Origin of the sequence: Streptomyces qaidamensis (assembly GCF_001611795.1) — a bacterium.
GTDB classification, from domain to species: Bacteria; Actinomycetota; Actinomycetes; order Streptomycetales; family Streptomycetaceae; genus Streptomyces; species Streptomyces qaidamensis.
The window spans coordinates 990,801-1,011,548 of sequence record NZ_CP015098.1 but is presented as its reverse complement, the minus strand read 5'-3'; the positions used below and the strand labels follow the sequence as shown (position 1 = coordinate 1,011,548).

General features: G+C 70.8%; 2 protein-coding genes (1 of these 2 cut by a window edge). Both read left to right on the top strand.

Annotation, left to right across the window (positions count from 1 at the left end; all coding sequences use genetic code 11):
• Positions 1–19,833, top strand: the 3' portion of a protein-coding gene (locus A4E84_RS04255) for a non-ribosomal peptide synthetase (protein ID WP_062925248.1). The gene continues 5,034 nt to the left of window position 1, outside the view; the window shows 19,833 of its 24,867 coding nt (coding positions 5,035–24,867); its start codon lies off the left edge, out of view; it ends in the stop codon at positions 19,831–19,833.
• Positions 19,830–20,603: an FkbM family methyltransferase gene (locus A4E84_RS04250; protein WP_062925247.1), complete on the top strand. Its 774-nt coding sequence runs from the start codon at positions 19,830–19,832 to the stop codon at positions 20,601–20,603. Before A4E84_RS04255 ends, A4E84_RS04250 begins: the two co-directional genes overlap by 4 nt.
• Positions 20,604–20,748: the final 145 nt, after the last annotated feature.

Sequence of the window (20,748 nt, the reverse complement as noted above, 5' to 3'; positions counted from 1 at the left end):
GTGGACATGGTGGCGGCCATGGTCGGTGTCTGGCAGGCGGGTGGCGCGTATCTGCCGTTGGATCCGGAATATCCGGCTGACCGGCTTGGGTTCATGCTCGCGGATGCGGGTGTGCGGGTCGTGGTGGGCGAGCGTTCCCTCGTGGAGGGGCTGCCCGTCGAGCAGGGTGTGTGGCTGGATGATCCGGCCGTACGGGACACCCTTGCGTCCCTGCCGGCGGAGGCGCCGGAGGTGACGACTTCGGCCACTGACCAGCTGGCGTATGTGATCTACACGTCGGGTTCGACGGGCCGGCCGAAGGGTGTGCAGGTCGCGCACGGCAGCGTGGTGGGCATGGTGTCGGCGCTGGCTCCGGTCCTCGAAGCGGGTGCGGGGGTGCGGATGCTGCAGTTCGCGTCGTTCAGTTTCGACGCGGCTGTTCTCGACGTGGCGGTGACGCTCGCCTCGGGTGGTGTCCTGGTGGTGGCGACGTCGGAGGAGCGGGCCGGGGCGGCGCTTCTGACGTCGATGCTGCGGGCCGAGGCTGTGCGCGCGGCGAGTGTCGTCCCGTCCCTGCTGGGTGTCCTGGACCCGGAGGAAGTGCCCGGCGTCCAGACGCTGCTGCTCGGTGCGGAGCGCCTCACCGAGCCGGTGGCTCGTGCCTGGTCGTCCGGCCGACGCCTTGTGAACACGTACGGGCCGACTGAGTCGACCGTCATGGTGACCACCGGTGTCGTGGACCCGGACCTTCTCACCGGTGCGCCCGCGATCGGTGCGCCGGTGGCCAACGCCCGTCTGTACGTGCTCGACGATCGGCTGAACCCCGTGCCGGTGGGTGTGGCCGGTGAGGTGTACATCGCCGGTCTCCAGGTCGCCCGCGGTTACCGGGCTCGCCCAGGTTTGACGGCGGAGCGGTTCGTGGCCGACCCCATCACCGCCGACGGCACGCGCATGTACCGCTCCGGCGACCGGGCGCGCTGGCTGCCGGACGGGCAGCTCGACTTCGTCGGGCGGGCCGACAGCCAGGTCAAGGTCCGCGGCTTCCGTATCGAGCCGGGTGAGATCGAGGCCGTCCTGGCCGACCACCCGCAGATCCGCACCGCCGTCGTCGCCGCCTTCGGCGAGGTCGAAGACCGACGCCTGGCGGCCTACCTCGTTCCCGCCGACCAGACGACCGGTATTCCCTCCGTCACCGACCTGCGCGCATACGCCGGCAGTCGGCTGCCCGCCTTCATGGTCCCGTCCGTCTTCGTGGAGCTTGCGGCCCTGCCGTTGACTCCGAACGGGAAGCTCGACCGTGCCGCCTTGCCCGACCCTGACAGCGCGTGGGCGGGTGTGGCGGGGGAGTTCGTCGCGCCGCGTTCCGGGGTGGAGCGGGTCCTGGCGGAGGTGTGGGCTGAGGTTCTGGGTGTGGTGCGGGTTGGGGTCGAGGACAACTTCTTCGAGCTCGGCGGGGATTCGATCGTGAGTATCCGTGTGGTGGCTCGGGCGCGTGAGCTGGGTGTTCACGTGACGGTGGCGCAGCTGTTCGATCATCAGACGGTGGCGGGGCTGGCGTCGGTGGCGTCGTCCGGGAGTGGGGTTGTTGCCGAGCAGGGTTTGGTGGTGGGTGAGTTCCCGCTCACTCCGATTCAGCGGTGGTTTTTGGGGCGGGGGTTGCCGCAGGCGGGGCATTTCAATCAGTCGACGGTGGTGGAGGTCGAGGGGCGGGTTGATGTCGGGTTGCTGCGGTCGGCGGTGGGTGCGCTGGTCGGGCAGCATGATGCGTTGCGTTCCCGGTTCGTGCGGCGGGAGGGGGCGTGGGTCGGGCATGTGGTGGCCGCTGAGACGTCGGACGTGGTCACGGTCGTCGACGCGAGGGGCGTCGCAGGTGAGGAGGAGGCGGAGTTCCTTGAGGCGCGGGCCACCGAGATCCAGGCGGGCCTTGACCTGGAGCAGGGACCACTCTTCAGGGTGGCGGTCTTCGAGCTCGGTGGTCGGGGGCAGATAGTCCTGGTCGTCGCTCATCACCTGGTTGTGGACGCGGTGTCCTGGCCGGTGTTGCTTGAGGATCTGGCGTCGGCGTATGCGCAGGTCGAGCAGGGTGTTGGCGGCGTGGAGCTGGTGGCGAAGACGTCGTCGTTCGTGGCGTGGGCGAGGCGTCTGGAGGAGTTGTCGGGTTCGCCGGAGGTCGTGGCGGAGGCGGGGTTCTGGCGGGCCGTCGAGGCGGCGGCGGAGCCTTTGCCGCGGGTTTTCGAGGGCGGGGCGAACCCGGTGTCGGGGGCGCGGCGTGTGTCGGTGGTCCTGGATGCCGTGCTGACGGAGCGGCTGCTGCGTGAGGTGCCGGCGGCGTTCCGGACGCAGATCAATGATGTGCTGCTGAGTGTGCTGGGTGCGGTGTTCACCGAGTGGACCGGGTCGCGGTCTGTCGTGGTGGACGTGGAAGGTCATGGCCGTGAGGACGTCGGTGCGGATCTCGATGTGTCCCGTACGGTGGGCTGGTTCACCAGCGTCCACCCGGTGGAGCTCACCGGCCTGGTCGACGGTGACCTGGGTGCGCTCCTGCGCCGTACGAAGGAGTACCTGCGGGGCGTCCCTCGGAAGGGTCTGGGTTACGGTCTCCTGCGTCACCTCACCGACTGGGTCCCGCAGGGCCATGCCGAGGTCGGCTTCAACTACCTCGGACAGTCCAGCCGCCGACCGGACGACACCGATGAGGCCTCCGACGCCGGACGCACACAGGAAAGGCGGGGCGGTCGCTTCCGGCCGCTGCCCGGCTCCCTCGGCGAGGGGGAGTCGTCGCAGAACGAGCGCTCGTACCTGATCGACGTCAACAGCCAGGTGGCCGACGGTCGCCTGGAGATGGTGTGGACGTACGGCGCCGAGGTGCACGACGAGGCCACGATCACCGGGCTCGCGGAGCGGTACGTCGAGGTGCTGGCCGAGCTGATCGAGTACTGCTGCCGCCCGGAGACCGGCGGGTACACGCCGTCCGACTTCCCGCTCGCGCAGATCGACCAGGCCGCGCTCGACCGTGTCGCGCAGAGCCTGCCGACCGAGATCGAGGACATCTACCCGCTCACGCCCCTCCAGCAGGGCATGCTCTTCCACACGCGCCTCTCGGCCGACCCCGGCATGTACTGGGCGCAGAACGGCCTGATGCTGGAAGGCGATCTGGACCTCGACGCCCTGAAGCGGGCGTGGGAGGTGGCGTTCTCCCGGCACGAGGTGCTGCGCACCGCGGTCGTCTCGGACGGCGTGCCGCAGCCGCTCGCGGTAGTCTCCCGCTCCGTACCCCTGCCCCTGGAAGTGCTGGATCTCGCCCACCTCGACGAGGAGGAGCGGCGCCACGCGATCTCCGCTCACCTGGAGGCCGACTGGGCGCGTGGTGCGGACTTCGCCGCGTCGACGCTGGTTCGTCTGGCGTTGGTGCGTTTGGGTGAGGGCCGGCATCAGTTGGTGTGGAGCTATCACCACCTGCTGTTGGACGGGTGGAGTGTGCCCATCGTCCTGGGCGAGGTCCTGGAGGCCTATCACGCTTTCCGCGCCGGGCGGCGGCCTGAGTTGGGTGCGCGGGCGCCGTTTCGTGAGTTCGCGGCGTGGGTGGCGGGTCAGGACGAGGAGGCTGCGCGGGAGTACTGGGCTGGGCGGCTGGCCGGGTTCGGCGAGGTGACGTCGCTGGGTGTGGAACGGGCGACCGGTGAGGAGGGCCTGGAGGAGCTGCATCTGCGGTTGCCGGCGGCGGTGGCGGGTGAGGGGCTCGCGGGGTTCGCGCGGCGTCATCGGCTGACGTTGAACACGGTGGTGCAGGGTGCCTGGGCGCTGGTTCTGGCGCTGTATGCAGGTTCGGACGACGTCGTGTTCGGTGTGACGTCGTCGGGTCGTGGTGGTCAGATCGACGGCATGGACGAGATGGTCGGTCTGCTGCTGAACACCACCCCGGTACGGGTGCGGGTGGAGCGTGACCGGCCGGTCGCGCAGTGGCTGGCGGGGCTGCAGGACGAGCAGGTCCGGGCGCGGCGCTTCGAGCACACGCCGCTGGTCACGATCGCCGACTGCAGCGAACTCCCGGCCGGGCAGGCGCTGTTCAACACCCTCTTCGTCTTCGAGAACTACCCGGTCGAGGAGCTGGAAGCGGGTCAGGCGGACTCTGCGGAGAGCGGCCTGCGCACGGGCTTCAACCACATGCGCGAACAGGCCAATTACCCCCTGACCGTGGCCGCCAGTTCGGCGCACCACCTCGCACTCCGACTCTCCTACGACCGTGCCCAGTTCGACGCGGCGACGATCGAGCGTCTCGGTGCGCATCTGGTGACGGTGCTGGAGGCGGTGGCCGCGGATGCGGGTCAGCGGGTGGGTGACTTGTCGGTGCTGGCCGTGGGTGAGCGCGAGGAGTTGGTGGCGGGTGGTGATGGTGGGTGTGTGGCGTTGCCGTCGGTGGGTGGGGTGCATGGGCTGATTGCGGAGTGGGCGGTTGCGGCGCCTGACGCTGTGGCTGTGGTGGCGGGTGGGGAGTCGGTGACGTATGGCGGGTTGATGGTTCGGGCGAATCGTCTGGCGCATCTCCTGCGCGGTATGGGGGTCGGTGCGGAGTCGGTGGTGGGGCTGTGTCTGCCGCGTGGGGTGGACATGGTGGCGGCCATGGTCGGGGTCTGGCAGGCGGGTGGTGCGTATCTGCCGTTGGATCCGGAGTATCCGGCTGACCGTCTTGAGTTCATGCTCGCGGATGCGGGTGTGCAGGTGTTGGTGGGTGAGCGGTCGGTGGCCGGGAGGCTGCCGGTGGATGCGGTGCATGGCCGTGTGGTGTGGCTGGACGATCCGGCTGTGGTGGGTGTGCTGGCCGGGCTTTCGGCGAGTGCGCCCGAGGTGACGACGGCGTCGGATCAGCTGGCGTATGTGATCTATACGTCGGGTTCGACGGGGCGTCCGAAGGGTGTGCAGGTCGCGCAAGGTGGTGTGGTGAATCTGGCGCTGGCGTTGCGGTCGTCGCTGGGCGTGGAGCCGGGTGTGCGGGTGTTGCAGTTCGCGTCGCAGAGTTTCGATGCGGCTGTGCTGGATGTGGTGGTGACGTTGGCCGGTGGTGGGGCGCTGGTGGTGGCCTCGTCGGAGCAGCGTCGGGTGCCGGCGGAGCTGCAGGGTCTGGTCCGTGCTGAGGGTGTGGTGTCGGCGAGTGTTTCGCCGTCGCTGCTGGGTGTGCTGGACGAGGCGGCGCTGGCGGGTGTGGGCAGCCTGTTCGTGGGTTCCGAGCGGGTCGGTGAAGCGGTCGTGCGGGAGTGGGCTCCCGGGCGCAGGTTCTTCGTCGGGTACGGGCCGACCGAAATCACGGTCATCGCCTGTGCGGGCCTTGCGGATCCTGATGCTCAGGGTGCGCCGGCGATCGGCAGGCCGCTGGCGAACACGCAGGTGTATGTCCTGGACGAGCAGCTGCGTCCCGTTCCGGTGGGCGTGGCGGGTGAGCTGTTCATCGCGGGCGCGGGTGTCGCCCGCGGCTATGGGGGCCGTCCGGGGCTGACGGGTGAGCGGTTCGTTGCTGATCCGTTCGCTGCGGACGGCAGTCGGATGTACCGGTCGGGTGATGTGGTCCGCTGGCTGGCGGACGGGCGGCTTGATTTCGTGGGCCGTGCGGACGATCAGGTGAAGGTGCGGGGTTTCCGGGTCGAGCCGGGTGAGATCGAGGCGGTTCTGGCCGGTCATCCGCAGGTCCGCACGGCCGTGGTGGCGGCGTTCGGTGATGGTTCGGATCGTCGTCTGGCGGCCTATGTGGTTCCGGCTGATGGGGTGGTCGGTATGCCGCCGGCGGGTGAGCTGCGGGAGTTCGTGGGCGGGCGGTTGCCGGAGTTCATGGTTCCGTCGGTCTTCGTCGAGCTGGCGGGGCTGCCGTTGACGGCGAACGGCAAGCTGGACCGTTCGGCCCTTCCCGCCCCGGAGGTGCAGCAGTCCTCGGGCGAGGGTTTCGTCGTTCCGGTCGGGTCGACGGAAGAGCTCGTCGCCGGCGTCTGGGCCGGCGTGCTGGGGCTCGACCGGGTCGGTGCAACGGACAGCTTCTTCGAGCTGGGCGGGCATTCTCTGCTTGCGACGCAGGTGATCTCGCGGATCCGCGAGGTCCTGGGGGTCGAGCTCGCCATGTCGGTGCTGTTCGATCAGCCGACCGTGCGGGGCCTGGCCCAGGCCGTCGCCCAGGCGTCGGGAACGGTCGCGCCGCCCATGACGGTCGCCGACCGCGCCCAGCCGCTGCCGCTGTCGTTCGCGCAGCAGCGCCTGTGGTTCCTCGACCAGCTCGACCCCGGATCCACCGAGTACAACGTCGCACTCCCCGTCCTCCTCGACGGCGTGCTGGACATCGCGGCCTTGGGCGCGGCCCTGGGCGCGCTCGTCGCGCGCCACGAAGTGCTGCGTACCCGACTCGTCGCAGACGCGGACGGCGTGGCCCACCAGGTGATCGACCCGCCCGCCGAGTTCCCGCTGCCGGTGATCGACGTGTCCGGCAGTGACGACCCGCTCGGCCTCGCCGAGCGGATGGTCGCCCAGGGCATGACCGAGCCGTTCGACCTCGCGGCCGGGCCCCTGTTCCGCGGCACCCTGATCCGGCTCGGAATCGGCGAGCACGTCCTGTCGCTCGCCATGCCCCACGTCGTCTCCGACGAGTGGTCTGCGCGGATCATCCACCGGGAGGTCGCGGCGCTCTACGAGGCCTTCCGCGCCGGTGAGCCGGACCCGCTGCCGCCGCTGCCCCTGCAGTACGCCGACTTCGCGGCCTGGCAGCGCGAATGGCTCAGCGGCGACGTCATCGAGGGACAACTCGATTACTGGCGTGGCCAGTTGGAGGGTGTGACCGAGCTGGAGCTACCGCTCGACCGGACCCGCCCGCCCGTCCGGTCGTCGGTGGGGTCGAGCACGCAGTTCACCGTACCCGCCGAGACGGCGGAGGCGCTGCGCGGGCTGTCCCGCGAGAGCGGCACGACCATGTTCATGACGCTCCTCGCCGCCTTGGACGTCCTCCTCGGCCGTTACTGCGACACGGAGGACGTCGCGGTCGGCACGGCCGTCGCCAACCGGAACCGGGCCGAGACCGAGAGCCTCATCGGCTTCTTCGTCAACACGCTCGTCATGCGCACCGACCTCTCCGGCGACCCGACGTTCGCCGAACTCCTCCACCGGGTCCGGCAGACCGCGCTCGGCGCCTACGCCCACCAGGACCTGCCCTTCGAGCAGCTCGTGGACGACCTCGTCACCGAGCGGGACCGGTCCCGGACGTCCCTGTTCCAGGTCTACTTCAACTACGTACGCGACGGAGCCGGAGCGGCGGACGCCCCCGAAGCCGACGGACAGGACCATGGCCTCGACGAGCACCGGGGACTGGACGAGCACCAGGGGCTGGACGAGCACCAAACCCATGACCAGCACCGGACCCAGGACGCGGCGCCCGCCGACGCCCCCGCCGACGCCACCGCCCCCGCCGAGGCCGGTTCCGCCGTCCCCGGCCCCGCCATGACGCGCGACCTCACCCTCTCCGACCTGTCCCTGACCTTCCGGGACAGCGGCGACGGCGCCCTGTCCGGCGAGATCGAGTACAGCACCGCGCTGTTCGACGCCACGACGATCCAGCGCATGGCCGGCCACCTGGTCGCCCTCCTGCGGGGCGTCCTCGATCCGGAGCGCCGCATCGGCGCCCTGGACCTGCTCGGCGACTCCGAGCGCTCGACGCTGCGGCAGCTCGGCACCGGCACCGAGACGGACACGGAAGGACACCCCGTCCACCTGCTCGTCCAGGAGCAGGCGCACCGCACCCCGGACGCCGTCGCCGTCGTGGAGGGGGACCGCCACCTCACGTACGGCGCGTTGAACGCGCAGGCCAACCGGCTCGCCCACCGGCTCGTCGCGGAGGGCGTCAGCCGCGAGGACGTCGTCGGTGTGTGCCTCGCCCGCAGCCTCAGGACGGTCGTGGCCCTGCTCGCCGTCCTCAAGGCCGGCGCCGCCTACCTGCCCTTCGACGCGGACCAGCCCGTCCAGCGGCTGGAGCACATGACCGAGTCCTCCGGCGCGGCGCTGGTCATCACCGAAGCCGCACTGGACGAGCGACTGTCGACCGTGTCCGCGCCCCGCCTCCTCATCGACGCGGAGCGTCCGGACGCCGCCGTAGGCGCCACCACGGCCGGGCCCGTCGCCACCGACGACCCCCAGGTCGACGTCACGCCGCAGAACCTGGCGTACGTCATCTTCACCTCCGGCTCGACCGGGCTGCCCAAGGGCGTGCTCGTCCAGCACCACTCGTGGAGCCTGCAGCTACAGGAGATGGGCCGGCGGTACGGCCTGACCTCGTCCGACGTGACCCTCCAGACGGCCTCCCTCACCTTCGACGCCGCGCAGGAGCAGCTCTTCGCGACCCTGCTGCTCGGCGGACGTCTCGTCCTGCGTGGAGCGGAGCAGTGGGCACCGGAGCGCGTGCTGCGCGAGATCCGGGAACAGGCCGTGACCTCCGTGGAGATCACCCCCGCACTCTGGGAGATGATCATTCCGGGCCTGGCGGCCGGCGTCACCCTCGGCCCGGACTTCCGCTGGCTGATCCTGGGCGGCGAAGCGGTGTCGCCGCAGGCACTCGACCAGTGGTTCGCGCAGACGTCCGTGCCCATCTACAACACGTACGGGCCGACCGAGACGACCATCACCTGTGTCGCCTCCGAACTGCGGGGGCCGGTGCCGTTCGTGCCGATCGGGCTCCCGATCGCGGACACGAAGGTGTACGTCCTCGATGCCCGGTTCAAGCCGGTGCCCTTCGGCATCCCCGGCGAGCTCTACATCGGCGGCGCGGGCGTGGCGCGCGGCTACGGCGGCCGCCCCGCGCTGACGGCCGAACGGTTCGTCGCCGACCCGTTCGCAGGTGACGGAGCGCGCATGTACCGCTCCGGTGACCAGGTGCGATGGCTGGCGGACGGGCAGCTGGAGTTCCTCGGCCGCGCCGACCACCAGATCAAGGTGCGCGGTGTCCGCATCGAGCCGGGTGAGATCGAAGCCGCCCTCGCCACCCACCCCGGCGTCCGGTCGGCGGTCGTGACCGCCTTCGGTGACGGCATGGCCCGCCGCCTCGTGGCGTACGTGGTCCCGGCCGACCTCGGCGCCGGCATCCCGCCGGTGGCCGAGCTCCGTGACCACCTGCGCCAGAGCCTGCCCGATTTCATGACCCCCGCGGTGTTCGTCGAGATCACCGAGCTGCCCCTGACGCAGAACGGCAAGCTCAACCGCGCCGCGCTCCCGCAGCCCGGCCCCGCCGCCCATGCGGACACCCACCAGTACGTGGCCCCCGAAGGTGCCACCGCGCAACTGCTCGCCGGGATCTGGGAGCAGGTGCTCCGAGTGGACGGGATCGGCGCCGACGACGACTTCTTCGGGATCGGCGGCCACTCGCTGCTCGCCACTCAGGTCATCTCCCGCGTGCGCGAGGTCTTCGGGACCGAGGTGCCGCTGTCCGCGCTGTTCGACCGGCCCACGGTACGCGGCCTCGCCGAGGCGATCGACGCGTCCGGCACGGGGGTGACGGTGCCGCCGGTGACCCCGGCAGACCGCGACGAACCGCTGCCGCTGTCGTTCGCCCAGCAGCGCCTGTGGTTCCTCGACCGGTTGGAGCCCGGTGCGCTCGGTCACGTACTGCCGACACCGATGCCCTGGACCGGCGACCTGGACGTGGCCGTCCTGGGCGCGGCACTGAGCGGCGTGGTCGCCCGGCACGAAGTACTGCGCACCCGCCTCGCCCCGGACGCGGACGGAGTGCCGCGGCAGGTCATCGACCCGCCGGCGCCCTTCCCGCTGCCGGTCGTGGACGTGTCCGAGGCGGCGGACCCGGTGGGCGCGGCACGCGCCCTCGTGGCCGCGGACGCGGCCACCCCGTTCGACCTGACGAACGGCCCCCTCGTCCGAGCCGCCCTCATCCGCATGGCCCCGGACGAGCACGTCCTGGCGCTCACCATGCACCACGTCGTCACCGATGAATGGTCGGAGCGCATCTTCCAGCGCGAACTGACCGCCCTCTACGAGGCGTTCCGGGCCGGCGAGCCCGACCCGCTGCCGCCGCTGGCCCTCCAGTACGCGGACTTCGCCGTCTGGCAGCGACAGTGGCTGTCCGGCGACGTACTGGAGTCGCAACTCGCCTACTGGCGCGACTGGTTGGGCGACGCCCCGGCGCTGGAGCTGCCGACAGACCGGCCGCGTCCGGCCGTACGGTCATCGGCGGGCGCGCAGACCGCGTTCACCGTGCCGGCGTCGGCGGCGGAGGCGCTGCGGGAGCTGTCGCGTGAGTGCGGCGCGTCGATGTTCATGACGCTGCTGGCGGCATTCGACGTGCTGCTGGGGCGGTATGCGGGGTCGGACGACGTGGTGGTCGGGTCGCCGGTCGCGAACCGGAACCGTGCCGAGACGGAGGACCTGATCGGGTTCTTCGTGAACACGTTGGTGCTGCGGACGGATCTGTCGGGTGATCCGTCGTTCCGCGAGCTGGTGGGCCGGGTGCGGGAAACGGCCCTGGGTGCGTACGCGCATCAGGACGTGCCGTTCGAGCAGCTGGTGGACGAGCTGGTCACGGAGCGGGACCGGTCCCGGACCCCGCTGTTCCAGGTCTTCTTCAGCTATGACACCGAGGGCGCTCCGGAGGCGCCGGGACAGGGCGCCGGCGAGTCGTCCGCCCATGTCGATCGCACGGTGCAGTTCGACCTGGCGCTGCGGCTCGGCGACAGCGAGAACGGCGGGCTGTCCGGCCAGATCGAGTACAGCACTGCGCTGTTCGACGGCACGACGGTGGAGCGGTTGGCCGGTCACTTGGTCACGCTTTTGGAGGCCGTGGCTGAGGAAGCGGACTGCCGGGTGGGTGAGCTGCCGGTGCTGTCGGCGGGTGAGCGTGAGCTGGTGGTGGAGGGGTGGAACGCGTCGGCGGCGGAGCTGCCGGCGGTGGCCGGCGTGCATGAGCTGATCGCCGAGCGGGCGGTTGCGGCTGCGGATGTGGTGGCTGTGGTGGCGAACGGGGAGTCGGTCACGTATGGCGGGCTGATGGTTCGGGCGAATCGTCTGGCGCATCATCTGCGCGGTATGGGGGTCGGTGCCGAGTCGGTGGTCGGTCTGTGTCTGCCGCGTGGGGTGGACATGGTCGTGGCGATGGTCGCGGTGTGGCAGGCCGGCGGGGCGTATCTGCCGTTGGATCCGGAGTACCCGGCTGACCGGCTTGGGTTCATGCTCGCGGACGCGGGTGTGCAGGTCGTGGTGGGCGAGCGTTCCCTCGTGGAGGGGCTGCCCGTCGAGCAGGGTGTGTGGCTGGATGATCCGGCCGTACGGGAGGTCCTGGCCGGGTTGCCGTCGGAAGCGCCTGAGGTGGAGCGTTGCGCCGAGCAGCTGGCGTATGTGATCTACACGTCGGGTTCGACGGGTCGGCCGAAGGGTGTGCAGGTCGCGCACGGCAGCGTGGTGGGCATGGTGTCGGCGCTGGCTCCGGTCCTCGAAGCGGGTGCGGGGGTGCGGATGCTGCAGTTCGCGTCGTTCAGTTTCGACGCGGCTGTTCTCGACGTGGCGGTGACGCTCGCCTCGGGTGGTGTCCTGGTGGTGGCGACGTCGGAGGAGCGGGCCGGGGCGGCGCTTCTGACGTCGATGCTGCGGGCCGAGGCTGTGCGCGCGGCGAGTGTCGTCCCGTCCCTGCTGGGTGTCCTGGACCCGGAGGAAGTGCCCGGCGTCCAGACGCTGCTGCTCGGTGCGGAGCGCCTCACCGAGCCGGTGGCTCGTGCCTGGTCGTCCGGCCGACGCCTTGTGAACACGTACGGGCCGACTGAGTCGACCGTCATGGTGACCACCGGTGTCGTGGACCCGGACCTTCTCACCGGTGCGCCCGCGATCGGTGCGCCGGTGGCCAACGCCCGTCTGTACGTGCTCGACGATCGGCTGAACCCCGTGCCGGTGGGTGTGGCCGGTGAGGTGTACATCGCCGGTCTCCAGGTCGCCCGCGGTTACCGGGCTCGCCCAGGTTTGACGGCGGAGCGGTTCGTGGCCGACCCCATCACCGCCGACGGCACGCGCATGTACCGCTCCGGCGACCGGGCGCGCTGGCTGCCGGACGGGCAGCTCGACTTCGTCGGGCGGGCCGACAGCCAGGTGAAGGTGCGTGGCTTCCGTATCGAGCCGGGTGAGATCGAGGCGGTCCTGGCCGACCACCCGCAGGTCCGCACCGCCGTCGTCGCCGCTTTCGGCGATGAAGAGGACCGACGGCTGGCGGCCTACCTCGTCCCCGCCGATCAGACGACCGGTATCCCCTCCGTCACCGACCTGCGCGCATACGCCGGCAGCCGGCTGCCCGCCTTCATGGTCCCGTCGGCGTTCGTGGAGCTCGCGGCCCTGCCGTTGACCCCGAACGGCAAGCTCGACCGCGCGGCCCTGCCCGACCCGGTGCAGAACGCGCGGGCCGAGGGCGACTTCGTGGCGCCGGGCACGGCCACCGAGGTGCTGCTCGCCGACATCTGGGCCCAGCTCCTGGGCCTGGAGCGCGTCGGCGCGACGGACGACTTCTTCGCGCTGGGCGGGCATTCGCTCCTCGCGACCCAAATCGTGTCCCGCGTCCGGGACGTGTTCGGCACCGAGATCCCCGTAGCGGCGATGTTCGACCACCCGACGGTCGCGGGCCTGGCCGATGTCCTCGCCGCCGCTACGCCCGGTGCGACCGCCCCGGCATGGACGGTCGTCAGCAGGGACGACGCGCTGCCGCTGTCGTTCGCGCAGCAGCGACTGTGGTTCCTGGACCAGCTCGAGCCCGGATCGGTCGAGTACAACCTCCCGATGTACCTCCCCTGGGACGGCGACCTGGACGTCGCGATCCTCGGCAAGGCGCTCACCGAAGTCGTGACGCGACACGAGGTGCTGCGGACCCGTCTGGTGGCGGACGCGGACGGCGTTCCTCACCAGGTGATCGATCCGCCCACCGAGTTCGTGCTGCCCGTGGTGGACCTCTCCGGATGCGCGGAGCCGGTGCGCGAGGCCGAGCGGCTTGCGTTCCTGGACACGATGGCACCGTTCCGTCTCGCCGACGGCCCCCTGGTCCGGGCCACCCTGATACGGCTCGGAGAGGGGCAGCATCTGCTGGCGCTGATGATGCACCACGTCGTGTCCGACGAGTGGTCGGCGCGAATCCTGCGACGTGAACTCGTCGCGCTGTACGAGGCGTTCCGCGCCGACGGGCCGAACCCGCTGCCGCCGCTGGCCGTCCAGTACGCGGACTTCGCGGCCTGGCAGCGCGAATGGCTCGACGGCGAGGTCCTCGAAGGACAACTGGCCTACTGGACCGAGCAGCTGGCCGACGCACCCGTACTCGACCTGCCCACTGATCGTCCGCGCCCGCCGGTGCGGTCGACCGAGGGAGCGATGGCCCCGTTCACCGTCTCGGCCGAGACGGCGGAGGCGCTGCGCGCGCTGTCCCGTGAGCGCGGCACGACGATGTTCATGACGCTGCTGGCGGCCTTCAACGTCCTGCTGGGGCGGTACGCGGAGGCGGACGACGTGGTCGTGGGCACGCCGGTGGCGAACCGGAACCGTGCCGAGACCGAGGACCTGATCGGCTTCTTCGTCAACACCCTGGTGCTGCGCGGCGACTTGTCGGGCAGCCCGTCGTTCACGGAGCTGCTCGGTCGGGTGCGCCAGACCGCCCTGGGCGCGTACGCGCATCAGGACGTGCCGTTCGAGCAGCTGGTGGACGAACTCGTCACGGAGCGGGACCGGTCCCGCACACCGCTCTTCCAGGTCTTCTTCAGCTACGGGACCGGCGAGGGCGAGGAGGTCCGCGGTACGGCCGACGCCGAGGAGCACCTCGGCAGCGCTCCCGGTCAGGTGGCCGCAGTCTTCGACCTGTGGCTGATGCTGGAGGAGTCCGGCGACGGCACGCTCACGGCAGGCATTCAGTACAGCACCGCGTTGTTCGACGCGGCGACGGTGGAGCGGATGGCGGGGCATCTGGTCACGCTGCTGGACGCTGTCGCAGCGGATGCGGATCGGGAGATCGACGAGCTTCCGGTGCTGACGGCGGGTGAGCGGGATGCGGTGGTGCGGGGCTGGAACGACACGGATGTGGAGGTGTCCGGGCTCGGCGGTGTTCATGGCCTGATTGCCGCGCGGGCCGCCTCGGCTCCGGACGTGGTGGCTGTGGTGGCCGGCGGGGAGTCGGTCACGTACGGCGGGCTGATGGTTCGGGCGAACCGTATGGCGCGTCACCTGCGTTCGACCGGTGTGGGTGCCGAGTCCGTGGTCGCGGTGTGTGTGGAGCGCGGCGTGGACATGGTCGTGGCGGGCCTTGCGGTGTGGCTGGCGGGGGGTGCGTACCTTCCGCTGGACCCGGAGTTCCCGTCCGACCGACTGGAGTTCATGCTCGACGACAGCGGCGCGGCTGTGCTGGTGGGCCACCAGTCCGTGGCCGGCGGGTTGCCACTGGAGTCGGTGGAGTCGGTGGTCTGGCTGGACGACGCGGAGACGCAGTCGATGCTGGAGAGTCTCTCGTCCACCTCCCTCGCTGTGATCTGCGCTGCCGATCAGCTGGCGTACGTGCTCTACACGTCTGGTTCGACCGGTCGCCCGAAGGGCGTCCTCGTGGCCCAGGCGAGCCTGGTGAACTTCCTCGCCGATATGGCACAACGCCCGGGAATCGACTCGGACGACGTGCTCCTGGCGGTGACGACCTGGGGCTTCGACATCGCGGGTCTGGAGCTGTGGCTGCCGCTGGTGGTGGGTGGCCGTGTCGTGGTCGCCGATCGGGAGATCGCGGCCGATCCGGGCGCGCTGGCGGGTGAGCTGGAGAGCTCGGGCGCGTCGGTGATGCAGGCGACCCCGGTGACCTGGCAGATGCTGATCGCCGACGGGTGGGCCGGCCTGCCTGGCCTCGTCGCCCTGTGCGGTGGCGAGGCGCTCCCGGACGGCTTGGCACGTGCCTTGGTGGAGCGCGTCGAGGGCGTCTGGAACATGTACGGGCCGACGGAGACGACGATCTGGTCGACGTGCGAACAGATCACGCGGGATGGGTCGTTGGGCATCGGGTCACCGGTGGCGAACACCCAGGTGTACGTGCTGGACGGCCGTTTGGAGCCGGTGCCGGTGGGTGTGGCGGGTGAGCTGTTCATCGGCGGTGCCGGGGTGACCCGCGGATACCTGGGTCGTCCGGACCTGACCGCGGAGCGGTTCGTGGCCGACCCGTTCGCTGCGGACGGTGCGCGGATGTACCGGACGGGCGACCGCGTGCGGTGGATGGCGGACGGCTGGCTGGAGTTCATGGGCCGCGCCGATGAGCAACTGAAGGTGCGCGGCTTCCGGATCGAGCCGGGCGAGATCGAAACGGCTCTCGTCGGCCACCCGGCCGTCGGCTCGGCAGTCGTCGTCGGTCACGGCCACGGTGTGGAACGCCGGTTGGTGGCGTACGTCGTTCCCGCCGACCAGGCTGACGGTGCTCCGTCGACCGGTGAGCTGCGGGAGTGGCTGCGCGCCGGCCTGCCGGAGTACATGGTGCCGTCGGTGTTCGTGGAGCTGGCGGCGCTGCCGCTGACCCCGAACGGCAAGATCGACCGGAAGGCCCTGCCCGAGCCGGACGGACGGAGTCCCGACTGGGAATCCCGATTCGTCGCGCCCGTCACGGCCTCGGAGGAGCTGCTGGCAGGCATCTGGTCGCAGGTGCTGGGCCTGGAGCGGGTCGGTGTCACCGATGGCTTCTTCGACCTGGGCGGTCACTCGCTGCTCGCGACACAGGTGATCTCCCGGATCCGGGAGGCGTTCGGGGCCGAGGTGCCGCTGTCGGCGCTGTTCGACCGGCCGACGGTGCGCGGCCTGGCGGCCGCGATCGAGACCTCCGCCGGAGACGCCGCGCCGCCCGTCGGCTTGGCGGACCGTACGCAGCCGCTCCCGCTGTCCTTCGCGCAGCAGCGCCTGTGGTTCCTGGACCAGCTGGAGCCGGGCTCGACGGAGTACAACATGTCGACCCGTCTCCGTCTCCACGGTGACGTCGACCTGGAGGCCCTGAGCGCGGCGCTGAACGCGGTAGTCGCCCGGCACGAGGTACTTCGCACCCGCCTGGTCGCCGGCCCGGACGGGGTCGCGTACCAGGTCATCGACCCGCCGGCTCCCATGCCCCTCCCCGTCCTCGACGTCTCCGGGAGCGTGGATCCGAAGGGCGCAGCGAACGACGTGGTCACGAAGGATGCCCTGACGCCGTTCGATCTGGCGAACGGCCCCCTGCTGAGGGGCATGCTCGTACGGATCGATCCGGACGAGCACGTCCTGTCCCTCGTCATCCACCACGTCGTCTTCGACGAGTGGTCGGACAGGGTCTTCCAGCGCGAGCTGGCAGCCCTCTACGAGGCGTTCCGCGCGGGCGGGCCGAACCCGTTGCCGCCGCTAGAGTTCCAGTACGCGGACGTCGTCGCCTGGCAGCGGCAGTGGCTGACCGGTGACGTACTGGACAGCCAACTCGCCTACTGGCGCGGCAAGCTGAGCGGCGCGTCGGAACTGGAGCTGCCCACCGACCGGCCGCGGCCGGCGGTGCGCTCCACCGATGGCGCGGTGGTCCGGTTCGAGGCGCCCGCAGGTACGGCGGAGGCGCTGAAGGCGCTGTCGCGTGAGCACGGCACAACGATGTTCATGACGCTGCTGGCCGCCTTCGACGTCCTCATGGGCCGCTACGTCGACTCCGACGACATCGTCGTGAGCACGCCGGTCGCGAACCGGAACCGCGCCGAGACCGAGGGCCTGATCGGCTTCTTTGTCAATACCCTCGTGATGCGCACGGACCTCTCGGGCGACCCGACGTTCGCCGAACTCCTCGGCCGGGTACGCGAGACCGCCCTCGGTGCGTACGCGCACCAGGACCTGCCGTTCGAGCAGGTGGTGGACGCCATCGCCGATGTACGGGACCGTACCCGTGGCCCCCTCACCCGCGTCTCCTTCAACTACGCGGCCGAGGCGGCCGGAACCTCGCCCTCCGACCGGAGGAGGGCCGACGGGGCCGGCATGGGCATCGAAACCGGCACGGGTCTGCTGCCGGTCCAGTTCGACATGGTCGTGGCGCTGGGGGAGGACGACGGTGCCCTGACCGGAGAAATCCAGTACAGCACCGCGTTGTTCGACGCGGTGACGGTCGAGCGGATGGCGGGGCGCATCGTGACGTTGCTGGGAGCTGTCGGCGCGGATGCCGAGCGGCCGGTGAGTGAGCTGCCGGTACTGACGGCGGCCGAGCATGACCAGGTCGTACGTGAATGGAACGCGACGGCGGAGTCGTTGCCGTCGGTAGGTGGGGTGCACGAGTTGATCGCCGAGCGGGCGGCGCGGACGCCGGACGCGGTGGCGGTGGTGTGCGGTGAAGTCTCCGTCGAATACGCGGAGTTGATGGCCCGGGTGAGCCGTTTGGCGCACTACCTGCGGTCTGCCGGCGTGGGCTCGGAGTCCGTGGTGGCGCTGTGCCTCCCGCGTGGCGTGGACATGGTGGTGGCGATGCTCGCGGTCTGGCAGGCCGGTGGCGCGTACCTGCCGCTGGACCCGGAGTACCCCGCCGACCGGCTCGGGTTCATGCTGCGCGACAGCCGGGCCACGGTGCTCGTGGGCACCGAGGAGCTGGTCGACGAGCTGCCGGTCGGGCGTCTGCGGACGGTGGTCGTCGATGCTCCGGCGGTTGTGGCCGCGCTGGCGGAGCTGCCGACGAGTGCGCCCGAGGTGACGACGACGCCCGACCAGCTGGCGTACGTGATCTACACGTCGGGCTCGACGGGCCGTCCGAAGGGCGTCCAGGTCGCGCACCGGGGTGTGGTGAACCTGGCGCAGGCGCAGGCTCGTGCGTTCGGGGTCGGCGAAGGCGACGGGGTGCTGCAGTTCGCGCCGTTCGGGTTCGATGCCGCTGTGTCCGAGGTCGTGGTGACGTTGGCGGCCGGTGGCCGGCTGGTCGTGGCCACCGGGCAGGAGCGCGGCGAGCCGCGCGCCCTGGCCGCGCTCGTACGGGAGAAGGGCGTACGGGTGGCGACGCTGCCGCCGTCGCTCCTGCCCGTGCTCGAACCCGACGACCTGGCCGGTCTGAGGACCCTCATCACGGCCGGCGAGCGACTGGAGGAGGCCACAGCGGCACGCTGGCGCCGCGAGTACCGCCTCCTGAACGCCTACGGTCCGACCGAGGCGACGGTCTGCGCCAGCATCGCCGTCCTCGACCCCGACGGTGACAGCGTGCCGCCGATCGGCGCACCGATGGCCAACACCCGCGCCTATGTCCTGGACGACCAACTGCGCCCCGTCCCCGTCGGGATGACGGGCGAGCTGTACATCGCCGGCACCGGCGTCGCGCGCGGCTACCTGGGCCGCCCCGACCTGACCGCCGAACGCTTCGCGGCCGACCCCTTCGCCGCCGACGGCACCCGCATGTACCGCTCGGGTGACCAGGCCCGCTGGAGGACCGACGGCCGGCTGGAGTTCGTCGGCCGGGCGGACGACCAGGTCAAGATCCGCGGCTTCCGGGTCGAGCCCGGCGAGATCGAGGCGGCGCTCGCCGCGCACGCCGCCGTACGCACGGCGGTCGTGACCGCGTACGGGGAGGCCGCCGACCGCAAGCTGGCCGCCTACCTGGTGCCCACCGACCACGAGGAAGGCGTACCGGACTCCGCCGACCTGCGGGAGCTGCTGCTCGGGACCCTGCCGGAGTACATGGTCCCGGCGGCCTTCACCGAGATGTCGAGGCTGCCGCTCACCACGAACGGCAAGGTGGACAAGGCGGCGCTGCCGGAGCCCAAGACGGTTCGCCCCGCCGGCACCGAGTACATCGCGCCGGCCGGTGAAGCGGAGGAGCTCCTCGCGGAGATCTGGTCCGAGGTCCTCGGGATCGAGCGGATCGGCGCCCACGACAACTTCTTCGAGCTGGGCGGCAACTCGCTCCTCGTCACCCAGATCGTCGGCCGTATCCGCGGCGCGGGCCACGACATCAGCGTCGGGGACCTCTTCGACCACCCGACCCTCGCGTCCGCGGCGCCGCTGATCCAGATCCGGGCGGAGGACCCGAAGCTCCGCTCGGTGGTGACCATACGCGCGGGCCGGACCAGCCCCGCGATCTTCGCCGTGCACACCTTGACCGGCGAGGTCGCCGCGTTCGCCGAGGTCGCCGGGCACCTGGCCGAGGGACAGCGGTTCTACGGGTTGCAGGAACGCGGCCTGACCGGCGAGGACGCGCCGCCGTCGTCCGTCGAGGAGATGGCGACCACGTACATCGGCGAGATGCTGCGGGTGCAGAAGGAGGGCCCCTACCTGCTGACCGCGCAGTCCGGGAGCTCCTACGTAGCGCTGGAGATGGCGCGCCAGCTCACCGCCATGGGCAAGGAGGTCGGCGGCGTCTTCCTCATGGCGCCGGCCCGCCAGCCCTTCGCCTGGCGCATGCCGACCCACGCGTTCGGCCGGTCCGACAAGAAGCTGCTGGCCGCGATCGAGGCAGCCCTCGACGGAGCCGAGGGGACGAAACTCCCCCGAGCCGACGAGAAGAAGCTGCTGAAGCTCGGAGCGCCGGACGACGAGATCGCCAAGGGCGTCCGCGAGGGCGACAAGCACGCCCTGCGGATCATGCGCGCCCTCGTCATCAACCACCTCGCCTACTCGTACTACGGCGAGCTCATGCACCGCGGCATGCGGAACTACGACGGCCGGGTCGTGCTCCTCATGCCGCGCGACGACAAGCCCAAGCCGTACAAGTGGACCCTCGAGCAGTGGCAGATCCCCGTCACGCGCGGTCCCGAGGTCGTGGACGTGCCGGGCGAGCACTCGACCGTCTTCTACGGCGAGAGCGCCGAGGCCGTGGGCGCGTACCTGAGCGCCGAGATCACCCGCAGCGGCCGGCGGGACGGAGGGGTGTCCGCATGACGGGGCAGACCAGCACGTACGAACTCCCCAACGGGCGCAGGATCACCTGCGTCAGCCCGGCGGAGGCCAAGGTCCTGTGGGCGGAGGCCGTGGACGCGGGGCTCTACAAGTCGGCCGCGGACGCGCTGCGGCCCGGGGACACCGTCCTCGACATCGGGGCGAACATCGGAATCGTCTCGCTGATGTTCGGCTGGGAAGCGCCCGATCTCAGGATCGTGTCCGTGGAACCCGCGCCGACCACGTTCTCCTGTCTGGAGGCGAATCTGCGCAGCCATCTGCCGGGCGCCGTCGCCGTACGCAGTGCGGTGGCCGACCGGGCCGGCGAGGCGACATTCACCTATTACCCGAGGTCGACCGGAAACTCCGGGCTGTTCGCCGACCAGCAGGCGGACGACGAGAACACCCGCGTATTTCTGCGCAACACCGGAATCCCGGAGGAATACATCGGCGAGATGGTCAAGGATCTGCACCGCGGTATCGACATGTCCGTGCCCACGCTCACCGTGTCCGATCTGATCAGGGCCCACGACCTGCCGGAGGTCAGCCTGTTGAAGATCGACGTGGAGCGCGCGGAACACCTGGTCCTGGCGGGAATCGAGGACGACCACTGGCCGCTGATCGGCCATATCGTCGCCGAGGTCCACGACGAGGCCGGCAGGCTCCGGACCCTGACCGACCTCCTCGAACGGCACGGCTTCACCGTCGCGGTGAACCAGCAGCCCAAGCTCGCCGGAACGGATCTGTACGAACTCGCCGCCACGCGGCCGTAAGGCGGGACAGGGCGCGAGAGGCCGCCGCGGCCCGCTGCGGACAGCGCCCCGGGAGCGCGCGACAGTGCGTTCAAACGCCGCCGCGCAGCAGTTGAACACGGTGCCGGAATAACTGCCGGTGACCGCACGCCACATACGCCACGAC